The sequence below is a fragment of the Streptomyces sp. NPDC093591 genome (genome assembly GCF_044764885.1).
GTDB lineage: Bacteria > Actinomycetota > Actinomycetes > Streptomycetales > Streptomycetaceae > Streptomyces.
On sequence record NZ_JBIWIY010000005.1, the window covers coordinates 64,378 to 79,125 of the forward strand.

Sequence of the window (14,748 nt, forward strand, 5' to 3'; positions counted from 1 at the left end):
CGCTCCGCCCATGGGGTGGGGAGACATACAGCGGGAACACGGACCGGTCGGCTCGACCACGGGGTCCGCCCAGCTGATCACGGCTGCCGCGATCGCCGCCGCGCAGATGCCGGCGGCGTGGCTGTGCTGGTGGGTGATCGAGGTCACCGGCAATGACGACTACGACATCGGTTACGGCGGCGCCTTCGGCTTGGTCTGCATGCTCCTCTTCATGCCGCTGATCCTGCCGGTGCTCGGCATCCTCCACGCGGCCGCGCACATCGGACCGGCCGACGCCCTCGCCCGCCTGGCGGCCAACCGCCTTCGCGGGCCCCGCTGGGCCTGGCACCTGCTGGGCACGACGGCTGTCGGCGCGGTGTGGGCTGCACTGACCACAGCGCTGTGGAATTGGCCGTTCAGCCACACGGCCGCCGCACTGGCGGCCCTGGGCGTGCTGCCCGTACTCGGTCTCGGATACGTACGCGCACGCGCGCGTGCCACGGGCCGGCCGTGGCGGACGTGGGACGTGTGGCTCCGCTCGGCGCTGCTCTCCGTCGCGCTGTTCATGCTGGTGATCGCGGTCGCCGTACCGGCCACGGTCGCGGGACTGATCGAGGAGTACGAGCCCCCGAAGCTGTCCGCCGAGCAGATCGCCGGAGTCTGGCGTGGCGAGGACGGGGCTGTGCTCCGATTGGACACGGGCGGACGGGTCCGGGCGAGCAGACTGCCCGCCCAATCGAAGTCCGGCGACTGGTATCCGGATGCGAGTGACGTGTGCGACGGCACCGGTAGCTGGTCACCCGGTGAGCAGAGCGGTCGCCGTGCCGTGGTCGTACGACTCGACGGCGAATGCGGGCGGGACACGTACTGGACGATCGGCGGCACGGAAGACGAGCCCGAGCTCTTCGTCCTGTTCGGCGACCCGGACGCGGGTGACCTGCGGATCCTGACGCGGACCTCCTGACGGTCACCGCCCCTTGTACGCGGCCCCCCGGCGCTCCACGAAACTCGCCACCCCCTCCCGCGCGTCCTCCGTCGTCATGTTGATCTCCTGCGCGGCCGCCTCCGCCGCGAAGGCGGTGGTGCGGTCGGTGTCGAGGGAGGCGTTGACGAGCTGCTTGGTGAGGGCGAGGGCGCGGGTCGGGCCGGTGGCGAGGCGTTCGGCCCACTCGCGGGCCGTCTTGTCCAACTCCCCGTCCGGCAGGACGCGGTTGACGAGGCCCAGCCGCTCCGCGTCCGCGGCGGTGAGCGCGTCGCCGAAGAACATCAGCTCCTTCGTCCGCTGAAGGCCGATGAGGCGGGGCAGGAGATAGGCGCCGCCGCCGTCGGGGACGAGGCCGCGGCGGACGAACACCTCGATGAACTTCGCCGATTCGGCGGCCAGTACGAGGTCGCAGGCGAACGCGAGATGCGCGCCGAGACCGGCCGCGGTGCCGTTGACCGCGGCGATCACCGGCTTCTCGCAGTCCAGGACGGCGGCGATCAGCCGCTGGGCCCCGAGCCGGAGCGTGCGGGCGACGTCACCGGCGACGCGCTCCGCTCCGGCCGCCGCCCCCCGCAGGTCCGCGCCCGCGCAGAAGCCACGGCCCGTGCCGGTCAGCACGACGGCCCGCACGCCGGGGTCCGCGGAGGCGTCGGCGAGCAGGTGGATGATGCGTTCGCGCTGGTCAGGGGTGATGGCGTTGAGGGCATCGGGTCGGTTGAGGGTGATGCGGCAGACCCGATTGTCAGTGGCGTGCTGTACCAATGACTCAGCGGGAAATTCCGGCTCGGTTTCTGGTTCGACGGACTTTTCGGGGGAGGAAGTCATGGGGGTACTCCGCTTCTTACGACGGCTGTTCAGGGGCCGGCCGGCAGATGGCCAAGGCGTCCAGCGCCACGGCCCCCTGCCCCTGCGGCAGCACCATCAGCGGGTTGATGTCGAGCTCCGCGAGGTCGTCCTCCAGTTCCAGGGCCATGCGCTGCACCCGCAGGACGACTTCCACGAGCGCTTCGAGGTCCGCCGGGGGGCGCCCCCTGACCCCGTCGAGCAGGGCCCGCCCGCGCAGTTCGGCGAGCATGTCCCGCGCCTGCTCCTCACCGAAGGGCGGCACGCGTACGGCGGTGTCGCCCAGCACCTCCACGAGCACTCCGCCGAGTCCGACCGTAACGGTCGGGCCGAACAGCTCGTCGTGCGTGGCACCCACCACCATCTCGACGCCCCGCTCGACCATCTGGCAGACCAGGACGCCGTCCAGGGAGACGTCCTCGTAGCGGGCGATCTCCGTCAACTCGCGGTAGGTGTCACGTACTTGGCTGGCAGAGGTGAGCCCGATCCGCACCAGGCCCAGCTCGGTCTTGTGGGCGATCCGCGCGCCGGACGCCTTCATCACCACGGGGTAGCCCACCAGGCCCGCGGCCCGTACGGCGGCCGCCGCGCTGGTCACCAACTGCTCGCGCGGGACGCGGATCCCGTACGCCCGCAGCAACTGCTTCGCCGCGTGCTCGCTCAACTGCTGGCCGGGGCGCATCAGCGCCTGCGCCTTGCGGAAGGACGGCGAGGGGGTGCGGGGGGCCTCGTCGAAGGGGGAGCAGTAGCCGGCGACGAAGCGGTGGTGGTCGAGGTAGGCGCGGACGGCGGTGATGCAGTTCGCCACCGTGCGGAAGGTGGCCACGCGCGAGGACCCGAGCAGCACCTCGCGGTACGCCGGCTCGGTGCCGACCGGCGACCCCCACACCACGCACACCAGCTTGTCCGTCCGCTCGGCCGCGTCCACCAGGTCCTGGACGAGCCGGTCGCTGAGCGGTGGGAAGGGGCCGGTGACCGGGCAGATCAGCACCCCGACCGCGGGGTCGTCGAGGATCGCGTCGATGATCTTCCGGCCGCGCCAGTCGCCGACGGGATGGCCGCCGTTGTCGACCGGGTTGGCCACGCTCAGGTACTCGGGTATCCACTGGTGCAGCTCGGCCTGCTTGTCGGCAGAGAGGGCCGGCAGCCTCAGCCCCGCCTCGGCGGCCAGGTCGGCGAAGTGCGCGCCCGTGCCGCCCGAGATCGAATAGACGACGACGCCGTCGGCGCGGGGCGGCCGCGCGCGGGCCAACAGGGCCGCGGTGTCCTGGAGTTCGTCCAGGCCATCGACCCGGATCACCCCGTACTGCCGCATCGCCGCGTCCACCACCGCGTCGGCGCCGGTCAGCTTGCCGGTGTGTGAGGCGGCCGTGCGCGCGCCGGTCTCGGTACGGCCCACCTTGACGGCGACGACCGGCACCTTGCGGCGGGCCGCCCGGTCGGCGGCGAGCAGGAAGGACCGGCCGTCCTTGAGGCCCTCGACGTAGCAGGCGATGGCTCCGACCTCGGGCTGTTCGGCGAAGTAGGAGAGGAAGTCGGCGGTCTCCAGATCGGCCTCGTTGCCGGTGGGCGCCCAGTGGCTCAGCCGGATGCCGAGCTCCTGGAGGGCGAAGACGGGGCGGCCCTGATGGCCGGACTGGGTGATCAGGGCGATCGCGGGGCCCTCCAGGTCGTCGCGGAAGCGTTCGAAGGCGTTGAGGTTGGTGTTGGGGCCCAGCAGCCGCAAACCGGACCGCTGGACGGCGGCGGTGAGCCGGTCCTGCGCGGCGGCGCCCTCCTCGCCGGTCTCCGCGAACCCGGAGGCGAAGACGACGGCGAACTTCACCTTGGCCTCGGCCAGTTCCTCGATCACCGGAAGGGGGTCGGCGACCAGCAGTACGGCTAGATCGACCTGCTCGGGCAGGTCGGCGACGGAAGGAGAGCAAGGGATGCCGAAGACGGACGGGCGGTTCGGATGCACCGGATGGAGCCGGGCGCCGACGCGCTCGGACCAGGCGATCAGCTGGCGGGTGACACCGGTGTTCGGCCGGCCCTCGGCGTCCGAGGCGCCGATCACCGCGACCGACTCCGGCCGGAAGAAGCGGTCCAGATCGGGCACGTCGGAGTGGAGCGGACGGCCGGTGACGTCGAGATCGTCGACCTCGGCCGGGCGGCCGTGGACGGCGGGCCCGGGCTGCTCGCCACAGGCGATGACCCGGGCTCGGCGGGAGTCGGTGGTGAGGGTGCCGTGGGTTGATCCAAGCATCGGTCCGCCCGCTCCTGTGTGACAGCGATTAACTGACGCAGTGTCAGATTAAATGAACTGACACTCCGTCAGGAATGGCTGTGCACGCAAAGTTGGGCGAGCCGACGCAGGAGCCCTTGCGGCGGCACCGCGCCGGGCACGGCTCAGAGTGCCTCCAGGGCCTCCAGCACCTCCTTCGCCACCCGCTCCCCGGACCGCACCGCCCCGTCCATGAAGCCCATCCAGTAGGTGGAGGTCTCCGTCCCGGCCCAGTGGATCCCGCCGACGGGCCGGCGCAGGGCGGGGCCGTACTGGGTCAGGACGCCGGGCGCGGCGATGGAGACGGGGCCGCCGCGGGTGTAGGCCTCGTTGTTCCAGCGTTGCAGGACGAAGGAGGTGGGGGAGGCCGCTTTCTCGCCGAAGTAGGTGACGTAGTCCTTCAGCACGGCCGCCCGGACCTCCGCCTCGCTCGCGGCGTCCAGCTTGCGGGCCTCGTCGGCCTCGATGAAGCCCATCAGGGCGCCGTAGGAGGCGTCGGGCGGGGAGTTGTCGAAGGTGGAGCTGATCACGCCGGTGTCGCTGACGACCTGGCCGTTGAGGCCGTCGGCGCGCCAGAAAGGGGTGTCGTAGATCGCGATGGCCTTGCCGACCGAGGCCATCGGCAGGCGCTGGGTGAGCTGGTCGCGGGCGGCCGGGAGGAGGGGGTCGTAGGAGATGCGGGCGGCGATCGGCGGGGGTACGGCGACGACGACCTTCTTGGCGGTCACGGTGATGCCGTCGGCCGTCACGACGTGGTCGCCGCCGGAGCGGGCGATCGTGCGCACCGGGGCGTTCAGCACCACCCGGTCGCCGAGCGTGGCGGCGAGTTTGACCGGCACCAGCTGGGAGCCGCCGACGAAGCGCAGTTCCTGGGCGCCGTTCGCGGTCTCGGTGAGGCGTTCCAGGGTGCCGGGGTGGGAGGCGTCGCCGGCGGCGGCGATGTAGAAGAGGACGAACAGGAAGGAGAGTTCACGGGGTTCGGCCGAGAAGATCGACGTACAGGCCACGTCGAAGAGGAACTTGGCGGACGGGACGACGGCGTTGGCGCGCAGCCAGGTCTCGAAGGTCTGCCGGTCCCATTCGTCGGCCTTCGCGGCGGTCCAGGGCGCGGCGACCGGGATCTGCTTGGCGAGGTCGTCGAGCGTGGCCTGCACGATCGCGGCGTTGGCGAGTCCGGCCGCGTCGATGGGCGGGACCGCGCCGAGGATGCCGTCGGTGGTGTAGGGGGTCTTCTTGCCGTCCTTGTAGAGGAGGTTGTTGCCGGTGTTGTAGGTGGCGAAGGTCTGTACGCCGAGGGAGTCGGCGAGGGCCTTGATGCGGTCCTGGGTGGGGCCGATGAACTCGCCGCCGCCCTCGGTGACGCCGCCGTTCGCCAGGTTCAGACCCACCACCCGGCCGCCCACGCGGTCGCGGGCCTCCAGGACGGCGACCGACCTGCCGGCCGCGACCAGGTCGCGGGCCGCGGTGAGGCCGGCCAGGCCGGCGCCGACGATCGCGACGTCGACCGTGCGGGTCGACGCGGCCGAGGCGGTACCGGCGCCGGTGGCGGTGAGGGTCGCGGCGCCGGCCGCGGCGGCCGCGCCACCGAGAAGTGAGCGGCGGGAGAGCTGGGGGAGCCGGGGGAGCTGTCTTTCGCGTGCCACGTGCGTCCTCCGTCGTAGCGAGAGGGGGTGGAGCCGGAAAGTTGAACAGTGCTCACATTCTGGCTCCGTGCGGTGGCGCGGTACAGCTCTCGTACGCAACTTCTGACCCGCAAGTAACAACGGATTGACGGAAGGGAGTTAAGGGTGGCCAGGGCGAAAGGGAGGCCGGGTGGGCCGGGCGGGCGTCAGCCGGGCAGTCGGGAGACCTGTCGGCCGCGGTCGCCGGCGATGGCCTTCGCGATCTTCTGGGCGTCGATCGCCATCTCGCGGAGGTTGCCGCTGATGGGGTTGGTGTACCCGGTGAAGTACAGGCCGGGGGCCTTCGCGGGGGTGCGGGCGCCCTGGGCCACCGGCTTGCCGTGCGTGTCCAGTACGTCGAGATGGCCGACGAGGCCTTCGAGCCCACGGACGTATCCGGTGGCCGCGATGACGGCGTCCGGCGAGAGGCGGCTGCCGTCGGCGAGGATGACTTTCCCTTCCTCGAAACCGTCGACGGCGGCCACGATCTCGACCCGGCCCTTGCGTACGGCGTCGACGAGGCCGACGTCGAGAACCGGTATCGCGCCTTCCCTGACCCGGCTGTACAGACCGGTGTCGGGGCGAGGCAGGCCCTGGGCCGACAGGTCGGGCACGCTGAGCTTCGCCACGGGCCTGGCCAGCCGGTCGACGAGCCCGACCGGCAGCCGCCGTACGAGGATGCTCGTGAACTGGGCTGCCCACCCGGCGGTCGAGCGGCGCACGATGTGCGGAACCGTCCGCACCGCGAGCCGTACCCGCGCCGCCCCGCCCTCCACCAGGTCCACGGCGATCTCCGCACCGGTGTTGCCGACGCCGACGACCAGGACGTCGCGGCCGGCGTAGGGGGCCGGGTTGCGGTACTCGCCGGCATGCAGGAAATCGCCGCCGTAGGCGTCCCGGCCGGGCCAGTGCGGGAGGCGCGGTGTGTGGTTGTGGCCGGTGGCCACGACGACCGCGGCGCCGGTCAGTTCACGGCCGCCGGTGGCGTGCAGCAGCCAGCCGGAGCCGTCGGGCGAGGGCTCGACGCGGGAGACCTCGACGCCGGTGACGATCTCCAGGTCGTGGTGCTCGGCGTACTTCTCCAGGTAGCGCACCACGTCGTCCCGGGACACCCAGCGCCCGAAGCGGCGCGGCATCGGCAGCCCGGGCAGGCCCGACAGCCGTCGGGTGGTGTGCAGATGGAGCCGGTCGTAGTGGCGTCGCCAGGAGGCGCCGACCCGGTCCGACTTCTCCAGCACCACGGCGCGCAGTCCCCGGGCGCGCAGCGCGTACGCGACGGAGAGTCCGCCGGGGCCGCCGCCGATGACGTAGACGGGGCGGTCCGTAGGGGTCGGAGGTCCCGGTTCCGCGGGGGTGTTTGGGGACGCTGTGGAGTCGGCCATGGTCGGGAGCGTAATCACGCAGCCGGTTGATGGGTCTCGGTCAAGACCGGAATTGGTTGCGGATCGATCACGGCTGTAGGAGGGGTGGGTGGGGTCTGTGGCGTAGATCGCCTGGTTGTGGGCCTGGCCCTGCTGTTGTGGGGGTGGGGTGGGTATGGAGCGGTCCGGACATCGCCGTGCGCACACGAACGAGGCGGCGCACTCCGACGGGGTGTCGGTGTACGCCGCCCTCGGGTGGACGGGGTGCGGGAGGTGGCCCGCGTCGTCATTGGCGGTCACTTCGGGTCGTCGTTGAACCTCGCGGTCGACCAGAAGTAGCCGAGCACCGCGAGGCCGAGGCACCAGGCGACGGCGAGCCATCCGTTGTGGCCGATCCCGGTGCCCAGGAGCAGTCCGCGCAGGGTCTCGATGGCCGGGGTGAACGGCTGGTACTCGGCGATCGGCTGGAACCAGCCCGGCATCGCGTCGACCGGGACGAAGGTGCTGGAGATGAGCGGGAGGAAGATCAGGGGCATGGCGTTGTTGCTCGCGGCCTCGGCGTTGGGGCTGACCAGGCCCATGCCGACGGCGATCCAGGTGAGCGCGGTGGCGAACAGCACGAGCAGTCCGAACGCCGCCAGCCACTCCAGGGCGGTGGCGTCGGTGGAGCGGAAGCCGATGGCCACGCCGACGGCACCGACGAGGACGACGCTGACGATCGACTGCAGCACACTGCCGACGACATGCCCGACGAGCACCGAACCGCGGTGGATCGCCATCGTCCGGAAGCGGGCGATGATGCCCTCGCTCATGTCCATGGAGACGGAGACCGCGGTGCCGATCGTGGTGCTGCCGATGGTCATCAGCAACAGGCCCGGGACGAGATAGGCGACGTACTCCGAGCGATCGGCGCCACCGCCGCCGATGCCCGCGCTCATGGTGTCGCCGAAGATGTAGACGAAGAGCAGCAGCAGCATGATCGGGGTGAGCAGAAGGTTCAGCGTGAGGGACGGGTAGCGCCGGGCGTGCAGGAGGTTGCGGCGCAGCATCGTGGAGGAGTCGCGTACGGCGAGGGAGAGCCGGGTCGGGCGGGCGGGGGCCGGAGGGGTGCTCATCGGGCGGTCTCCTTGGGCTGGTTGGGGACGTTGGGCTGGTTGGGAATGGCGGTTCCGCCGGTCAGGGCGAAGAAGACGTCGTCGAGGTCGGGGGTGTGCACGGTCAGCTCGTCGGCCTCGATGCCGGCCGAGTCCAGCTGGTCGAGGAGTACGCGCAGTTCGCGCTGACTGCCGCCGCTGGGGAGCTGCAGGGTGAGCGACTCGTCGTCGCGGGTGACCTCGCGCAGGGCGGAGACCGCGGACTGGTACGCGCCGGGGTCGGTGAAGCGGAGGCGGACGTGTCCGCCGGGGACGAGCCGCTTGAGCTCCTCGGCGGTGCCCTCGGCGGCGATCTTGCCGTCGTTGAGCACGGCGATGCGGTCGGCGAGTTCGTCGGCCTCCTCCAGGTACTGGGTGGTGAGGAAGACGGTGACGCCGTCGGAGACCAGCTCCCTGATGATCTGCCACATGTTGTGCCGGGAGCGGGGGTCGAGGCCGGTGGTCGGCTCGTCGAGGAAGATGATCCGCGGGTTGCCGACCAGGGTCATGGCGATGTCGAGGCGGCGCTTCATGCCGCCGGAGTAGGTGGAGGCGGGCTTCTTCGCCGCTTCCACCAGGTCGAAGCGCTCCAGGAGTTCGGCGGTGACCTGCTGCCCCTCGCGCTTGGAGAGGTGGTGCAGGTCCGCCATGAGAAGCATGTTCTCCTCGCCGGTGATCAGGCCGTCGACGGCGGAGAACTGCCCGGTGACACCGATCGAGGCGCGTACCGCCTGGGGGTCGGCGGCCAGGTCGTGGCCGCCGACGTGGATGCCGCCGGTGCCCGGGTCGGCGGAGATCAGGGTGGAGAGGATCTTGACGGCGGTGGTCTTGCCGGCGCCGTTCGGGCCGAGCAGGGAGAAGACCGTTCCTTCCGGGACGGTCAGGTCGACGCCGTCGAGGACGGTCTTGTCGCCGTAGGACTTGCGCAGCCCGTGCGCCGCGATGGCCAAGGTGGTCATGAGGGGTGCTCCTAGGGAAAGGCTGCGGTTTCTCACAGGCTGCGGGCGGTGATGTCGCCGTGGGAGGTGGTCGCGCGGATGGTGAGGCCGGCGTCGGCGCCGTCGGCGTTCTTGAGCGAGTTGTTGATCCGGCCGTAGCCGGTGCCGGCGTCCAGGGAGGCGGACACGCCCTGGGCGGCGCCGATGGACACGTCTCCCATCTGGGTGGTCAGCACGACCGTGCCGCGCAGGGCCTCGGCGATGTGGATGTCGCCCCTTTGCGTGCTGATCTCCGCGGAGCCACCCAGGCGCCCGACCGAGACGTCACTGTCGGCGGCGGTGAGGCGAACGCTCGCGGCCTCGTCGATCTTGACCGCGCCGTGCGCGCCCTCGAAGTCGATGTCGCCGAGCCGTCCGACGCCACGCAGTTCGGCGGCGGCGGTCTTCGCCTCGACGCGGGAGCCGGCCGGCAGCTGGACCGTGACCTCGACGGATCCGAAAGAGCCGAGGATCCGGTTCTTCGCCGCCGGGGCCTCGATCCGCAGGACGCCGTCGCCGTAGGCGACCTCGATCTGCTCCGCCGCCTTGACGTCGCGGCTCTTGGAGGCGTCCGCGGGCCGGACCTCGACCGTGGTGTCGGTCCGGTCGGCGGCGATCAACTGGATGCGGCCCGCGGGGATGTCGAGGACGGCGGAGACCGGGGCGGGGGTGTCGAACTTCTGCATGGTGCTCTCCTGTGTTCGGCGTTGTTTCCGACGTTGGAAAAGCTACGTTGCGTTTCGATAGCTGGCAACAGCGTCGTTGCGTCTGACTTTAGTTGTGCCAGGTCAAGGCCGAGATTTTGTTGCAATGGTCTTCGAGAGTAATGCAACGCACCGAGTTGACTCGTTGCAATGAATTGACGCTGAACGCTATAGTCGAGGCAGAGCGCTACGCACCACGAAGGGGAACGCGATGCCGGGAGGCAGACTCACGCAGCAGGAACGCCAGCAGATCGCGCTGGGGCTGGCCGACGGCCTCGCCTACGCGGAGATCGCCAGACGTCTCGACCGGCCGACCTCGACCGTCACGCGCGAGGTCATGCGCAACGGCGGCCCGACCGCCTATCGCGCCGACCTCGCCCACCGGGCCACCGAACGCCGCGCTCACCGTCGCAGGCAGGCCGCACCCCGAGGGGCGGAGGCGCCGCCGCAGGCTTACGGGCGTGACGCCGAGGCCGTGCGCGAGTACGAGGAGACGTTGACCACCGTCTTCATGCAATCGGGCATGACCAAGATGACGGCCCGGGTGATGGCCTGTCTCACCATCAGTGACGGGGGGAGCCTCACCGCGTCCGAACTCGTCCAGCGCCTTCAGGTCAGCCCGGCGTCCATCTCCAAAGCGGTCGCGTTCCTCGAAAGCCAGGAGTTCGTCCGCCGGGAACGCGACGAACGCCGCCGCGAGCGCTACGTCCTCGACGACGACATCATGTACGACTCGATGATGGCCAGCGTCCGGTCCACCGCCCAGGTCGCCGAGACCGCACGGAAGGGCGTCGGCATCCTCGGCTCCGGCACCCCGGCAGGGGTCCGCCTCGAAAACACCGCCCGCTTCCTCGACTTCGTCTCCGAGAGCATGGCCCGCGCCGCGGACCAGGCCCGCGAGATCCTCTACGCGAATCCCGGGACGGACCAGAGCGCAGGGCGTTGAGGCAAAGGCACGACGCCGGGCCCGACATTGGTCGGGCCCGGCGTCGTGTGGGCGGTGGCCGGAGTTATGACGGGAAACCGGCACCGCGGCTTGAGGGACTGCTCCTCACATGGGGCCACTCGACCCCTCGGGTTGCGCGACCCGGTCTGCGCGGTCCGCCGGTCTACGCGGTCCTTCGGACTATGCGGTCCATCGGGCTACTTGGCCCGCTTGCCCTTGTAGCCGCTGATCTTGGCGATCCACTTGATGAAGTCGCCCGGGTCCGAGTGGGCGCCGTGGCCCTCGTCCCAGTAGTAGAGGTGGCTGACCTCGTCGCCGAGGCCGTTCGCGGCGGCGGCCAGGTTGGCGGAGACCGTGTGGGAGGTGTCGGAGTCGTTGGTGCCGAGGCGGATCCACCAGTGCTTGGTGCGCTGCGGGTTGGCCTTCTCGACGAGGAAGTGCATCGGGTTCATCAGCCGCAGCGTGGCGGGGAGGTCGCTCGCCACCCGCTTGCTGCTCAGGCCCGTGGAGTCGTTCTTGGCACTGTAGGCCGTGAAGTGACGGGCCTGGGTGGTGCCGAGGCCGAACAGGTTGTTCTCGCCCGTCGACAGGTCGAAGGCGTCGAAGGCCGGCGTGGTCTTCTTGCGGGCGCCCACGAAGGTGTTCTTGGCCAGGTACGAGGTCCTGGTACTCCACCTCGTGGTCGGTGCCGTCGGCGTAGGTGATGGTCGTCGTCAGGGTCGAGAAGGCGTCCTTGTCGAAGACCAGGGTGTCCGACGACGAGGACCCTGTCCCGCTCGTGTCGCTCGAGGCCTGCGCGGTCAGGGCGATGCCTCCGATCGCCGCGACTCCGGCGGTCGCCCCGATCCCCATGACAACGCTCCTGCGCTTGACTGCCCTGTGCTTCACGACTCGTCTCCTCGGCGTCCGTGGCTCTTGCGTTTGTGAACGTAGCCGAGTCGCCGACAAAATTGCCAACAATCTTGCCGCTTCATGGGGGACGCACAGTTTCATGGCGGGCGCACAGGTATCCCCTCATGGAACGTGAGGGATTCCCTGTGGGTCGTGGAGGCTTCCCGGGCCGCCAGATCTGACGTACCGTCAGATTCATGGACGCGATCTGGCTCACAGGTGCGGAATGGCTGGCCGTGCTCCGCATAGGCCTCGGGCTGTGGTGGCTGGAGAGCTGGCGGCACAAGGACAAGAAGAGCTGGTTCGAGGGGTCCGGGATCGCCTGGGCGGCGGACGTGGCGGCCAAGCACCGCTGGAACGCCGTACGTTCTGGCTTCGCGGCCGTCGTCACGCCACGGCCGCGCACGATGGCGTACGTCGTCCTGTACGCGGAACTGGCCCTCGGACTCGGGCTCGTTCTCGGGTTCCTGACCCCGATCGCCCTCGTCGCCGGGCTGCTGCTCAACGGCCTCTACTTCGCCCTGATGATCCACGACTGGGCCGAGCAGGGGCAGAACTCGATGATGGCGCTGATCTCGCTGGTCGCGCTGTTCGGGATGTCTTGGCAGTCGTGGTCGTTGGACAGTGCGTTGGGGTTGTTCTGATGGACGGCTCGCGCTCGGATGGCCCGCGCACCGACGGCGTGCGCTCGGATGGTTCGCGTTCCGACGGCTCGCGCCTCGACGCCTTCGCGCGCTCCGACGGCTCGCGCGACGATGCCTCGCGCTCGGATGGTCCGCGCTCCGACGGCCCGCCCTCCGGTCGCCCCCGCTCCGACAGTCCGCCCTCCGCCGGCGCGCGCCCCGACGGCCCGCGCCCCACCGGCCCGCCCTCCGGTCGCCCCCGCTCCGACAGTCCGCCCTCCGCTGGCGCGCGCTCGCACGGCCCGCGCCCCACCGCCCCGCGCCACGACATCCCGGAACCCGACGCCTTCACACGCACCTACTGGGACGCGGCGGCCGAAGGGCGGCTGTTGGTCCGTCGCTGTCGGGCCTGTGGGCGTGCTCACCACTACCCCCGTGAGTTCTGCCCGCACTGCTGGAGCGAGGACGTGACGTGGGAGTCCGCGAGCGGCCGGGCCGTCCTCTACACCTGGTCCGTCGTCCACCGCAACGACCTGCCGCCCTTCGGGGAGCGGACGCCGTACGTCGCCGCCGTCGTCGACCTCGCCGAGGGACCGCGGATGATGACCGAGGTCGTGGAGTGCGCGGACGCCGGGCGGCTGCGGGCCGGCATGGAACTGGAGGTCGTATTCCGCGACGGGAAGCCGGTGTTCCGTCCTGAGGGGTGATCGAGGCGCGTTTCAATGACCGCATGGATCGAACAGACCACGGGGAACGGACGCCCCACACCGACCTACGCCCCCTCGCCCACCCTCACCCCCACTCCGGCCCGCACGGCCACGGTCTGCGTCTGCGCCCCTGGGACGCGGAGTCCGAGGCCGACGTCGAGGTCTGGTTCCGGGGGCGCATCGACCCGGAACTCCGGCGCTGGAACACCCCGCTGAAGATCACCACGGACCTCGACAGCGCGCGGGAATCCCTGCGCGCCACGGTACGGAACAACGCGGAGGGCACGGCGGCGTCGTACTGCGTCACCGACGCGGCGACCGGCGCACCCCTCGGACACATCGGCGTCAACGTCATCGACCGGGTCATGAGCTCCGCCCGCGTCGGCTACTGGGTCCTGCCCGAGGCCCGCGGCCGCCGCGTCGCCACCCGCGCGCTCGCCCTCACCGCCCGCTGGGCCCTCGGCGAGCGGGGCCTGGGCCTGCACCGCCTCGAACTCGGCCACGCCGTCGGCCACGACTCCTCCTGTCACATCGCCGAGCGGTGCGGTTTCCGGCTTGAGGGGACCCTGCGGGACGCGATGTGGGAGGCGGAGCGGCACGACGCGTACCGGGACATGCATCTGCACGCGCGGCTCGCGACCGATCCGGACGTCAACCCGTAGGCCACGAACCGCGTGAACGCGGCGCCCCTCAACCCCCGCCTGGGAGTGGGGTCTTGTGTCGGCTTCGTGTCCACGGCGGAAAAGGGTGCACAACCACCGCCGGGGCGCGAGATCATAGGGTATGCGCCCGGACGACTGGTACTGCACCCAGGACCTCACCGGTTTCCTCTCCCACGCCGGTGGCTTCCTGCGCTCACGCCCCGACCTGCACACCGTCGCCCTGACGGTGACCGAGACGCTGCGCAGGAGCGGGGCGCACGCGTACGGCGACGAGGCACCCGTCTTCGGCGTACTGGAACTGGGCGGGCAGGTGCGGGCCGCCTACTTCCGCACCCCGCCCTTCCGGCTGAACGTCACCCCCCTCAGCCCCGAGGAGGCAGAGGCCCTCGCCGCCCACCTGCTGGCCCTCGGCCACCCGGTCCCCGGCGTCGTCGCGGCCCACGACACCGCCGAGGCCTTCGTCGCCGCCTGGCGTCGGCAGGCGGGCGCCAGGAGCGCCGTCAGCCAGCGCCAACGCCTGTACCGGCTCGGCAACCTGACCGTCCCGCAGCCCCTCCCGGCGGGCCGTGCGCGGGTCGCGGGCAAGGCGGACCGGGAGCAACTGGTGCGCTGGCACGGCGAGTTCATCGAGGCCGTGGGCGACCACGCCGCCCGTGACGCCACCGCATGGGCCGACTCACGGATCTCCTACGGAGGCGTCACCCTCTGGGAGAGCGAGGACGGCACCCCCCTCGCCATGGCCGGCGTGACCCCGGTGGTCGCCGGCCAGGTCCGGGTCGCCCCCGTCTACACCCCGGCCCACCTGCGCGGACGCGGCTACGCGGGCGCGGTCACCGCACAGGTCAGCCGGGCCGTGCTCGCCTCCGGGGTCCGTGAGGTGCTGCTCTTCACGGACCTGGCCAACCGGACGAGCAACAGCCTCTACCAGCGCATCGGGTACCGGCCGGTGGCGGACTTCACGGCGTACGACTTCCGGGGCACTCGGGGCTACTAGCGCGGCGCTGCACAAGGCG

Annotated in this window: 14 protein-coding genes; 6 read left to right on the forward strand and 8 right to left on the reverse strand. The window is 71.0% G+C overall.

The genetic code is table 11. The features are described 5' to 3' along the window. The first annotated feature begins 10 nt into the window (after positions 1 to 10). Positions 11 to 943 carry a hypothetical protein gene (locus ACIREI_RS12460; RefSeq protein ID WP_403331055.1) on the forward strand — a complete coding sequence of 311 codons (933 nt, stop codon included), beginning with the start codon at positions 11 to 13 and terminating at the stop codon, positions 941 to 943. 3 nt (positions 944 to 946) lie between these two features. Here the strand turns inward: ACIREI_RS12460 and ACIREI_RS12465 are convergent, their stop codons facing one another. From ACIREI_RS12465 to ACIREI_RS12495, 7 genes are all read right to left on the reverse strand, one after another. Continuing rightward, the gene (locus tag ACIREI_RS12465) at positions 947 to 1,789 is read right to left on the reverse strand and encodes an enoyl-CoA hydratase/isomerase family protein (protein WP_403331058.1); all 843 of its coding nucleotides are present in this window, start codon (positions 1,787 to 1,789) and stop codon (positions 947 to 949) included. A gap of 16 nt (positions 1,790 to 1,805) precedes the next feature. Continuing rightward, positions 1,806 to 4,052, reverse strand: coding sequence for an acetate--CoA ligase family protein (locus ACIREI_RS12470; protein WP_403331060.1), 2,247 nt, complete (start codon positions 4,050 to 4,052; stop codon positions 1,806 to 1,808). A gap of 143 nt (positions 4,053 to 4,195) precedes the next feature. Further along, entirely contained in the window at positions 4,196 to 5,713 is a 1,518-nt protein-coding gene (locus ACIREI_RS12475) for a flavin monoamine oxidase family protein (RefSeq protein ID WP_403331063.1), read from the reverse strand. 185 nt (positions 5,714 to 5,898) lie between these two features. Continuing rightward, positions 5,899 to 7,113, reverse strand: a complete 1,215-nt coding sequence (locus tag ACIREI_RS12480) for a flavin-containing monooxygenase (protein ID WP_403331066.1) — start codon at positions 7,111 to 7,113, stop codon at positions 5,899 to 5,901. A gap of 275 nt (positions 7,114 to 7,388) precedes the next feature. Beyond that, a complete protein-coding gene (locus ACIREI_RS12485; RefSeq protein WP_403331069.1) occupies positions 7,389 to 8,207 on the reverse strand; it encodes an ABC transporter permease in 819 nt (272 codons plus the stop codon). Beyond that, entirely contained in the window at positions 8,204 to 9,184 is a 981-nt protein-coding gene (locus ACIREI_RS12490) for an ATP-binding cassette domain-containing protein (protein WP_403331072.1), read from the reverse strand. The genes ACIREI_RS12485 and ACIREI_RS12490 overlap by 4 nt, the downstream gene beginning before the upstream one ends. Positions 9,185 to 9,216: 32 nt before the next feature. Further along, complete coding sequence (locus ACIREI_RS12495) at positions 9,217 to 9,888, reverse strand: DUF4097 family beta strand repeat-containing protein (protein WP_403331075.1); 672 nt, start codon at positions 9,886 to 9,888, stop codon at positions 9,217 to 9,219. Between the two features lie 229 nt (positions 9,889 to 10,117). On the opposite strand from ACIREI_RS12495, the gene ACIREI_RS12500 reads away from it, so the two are divergent. After that, positions 10,118 to 10,852 carry a helix-turn-helix domain-containing protein gene (locus ACIREI_RS12500; RefSeq protein ID WP_403331077.1) on the forward strand — a complete coding sequence of 245 codons (735 nt, stop codon included), beginning with the start codon at positions 10,118 to 10,120 and terminating at the stop codon, positions 10,850 to 10,852. Positions 10,853 to 11,049: 197 nt separating this feature from the next. Here ACIREI_RS12500 and ACIREI_RS12505 read toward each other — a convergent pair whose 3' ends face one another. Continuing rightward, positions 11,050 to 11,487: a hypothetical protein gene (locus ACIREI_RS12505; protein WP_403331080.1), complete on the reverse strand. Its 438-nt coding sequence runs from the start codon at positions 11,485 to 11,487 to the stop codon at positions 11,050 to 11,052. 453 nt (positions 11,488 to 11,940) lie between these two features. On the opposite strand from ACIREI_RS12505, the gene ACIREI_RS12510 reads away from it, so the two are divergent. From ACIREI_RS12510 to ACIREI_RS12525, 4 genes are all read left to right on the forward strand, one after another. After that, a complete protein-coding gene (locus ACIREI_RS12510) occupies positions 11,941 to 12,387 on the forward strand; it encodes a DoxX family protein (RefSeq protein ID WP_403331083.1) in 447 nt (148 codons plus the stop codon). 308 nt (positions 12,388 to 12,695) lie between these two features. Continuing rightward, complete coding sequence (locus tag ACIREI_RS12515; protein ID WP_403331969.1) at positions 12,696 to 13,073, forward strand: Zn-ribbon domain-containing OB-fold protein; 378 nt, start codon at positions 12,696 to 12,698, stop codon at positions 13,071 to 13,073. A 23-nt stretch (positions 13,074 to 13,096) separates the two neighbouring features. Next, on the forward strand, positions 13,097 to 13,735 hold the full coding sequence (locus tag ACIREI_RS12520) for a GNAT family N-acetyltransferase (protein ID WP_403331086.1): 639 nt from the start codon (positions 13,097 to 13,099) through the stop codon (positions 13,733 to 13,735). Positions 13,736 to 13,856: 121 nt separating this feature from the next. Continuing rightward, positions 13,857 to 14,729 (forward strand): GNAT family N-acetyltransferase, encoded by an 873-nt coding sequence (locus ACIREI_RS12525; RefSeq protein ID WP_403331089.1) that lies wholly within the window; start codon positions 13,857 to 13,859, stop codon positions 14,727 to 14,729. Positions 14,730 to 14,748: the final 19 nt, after the last annotated feature.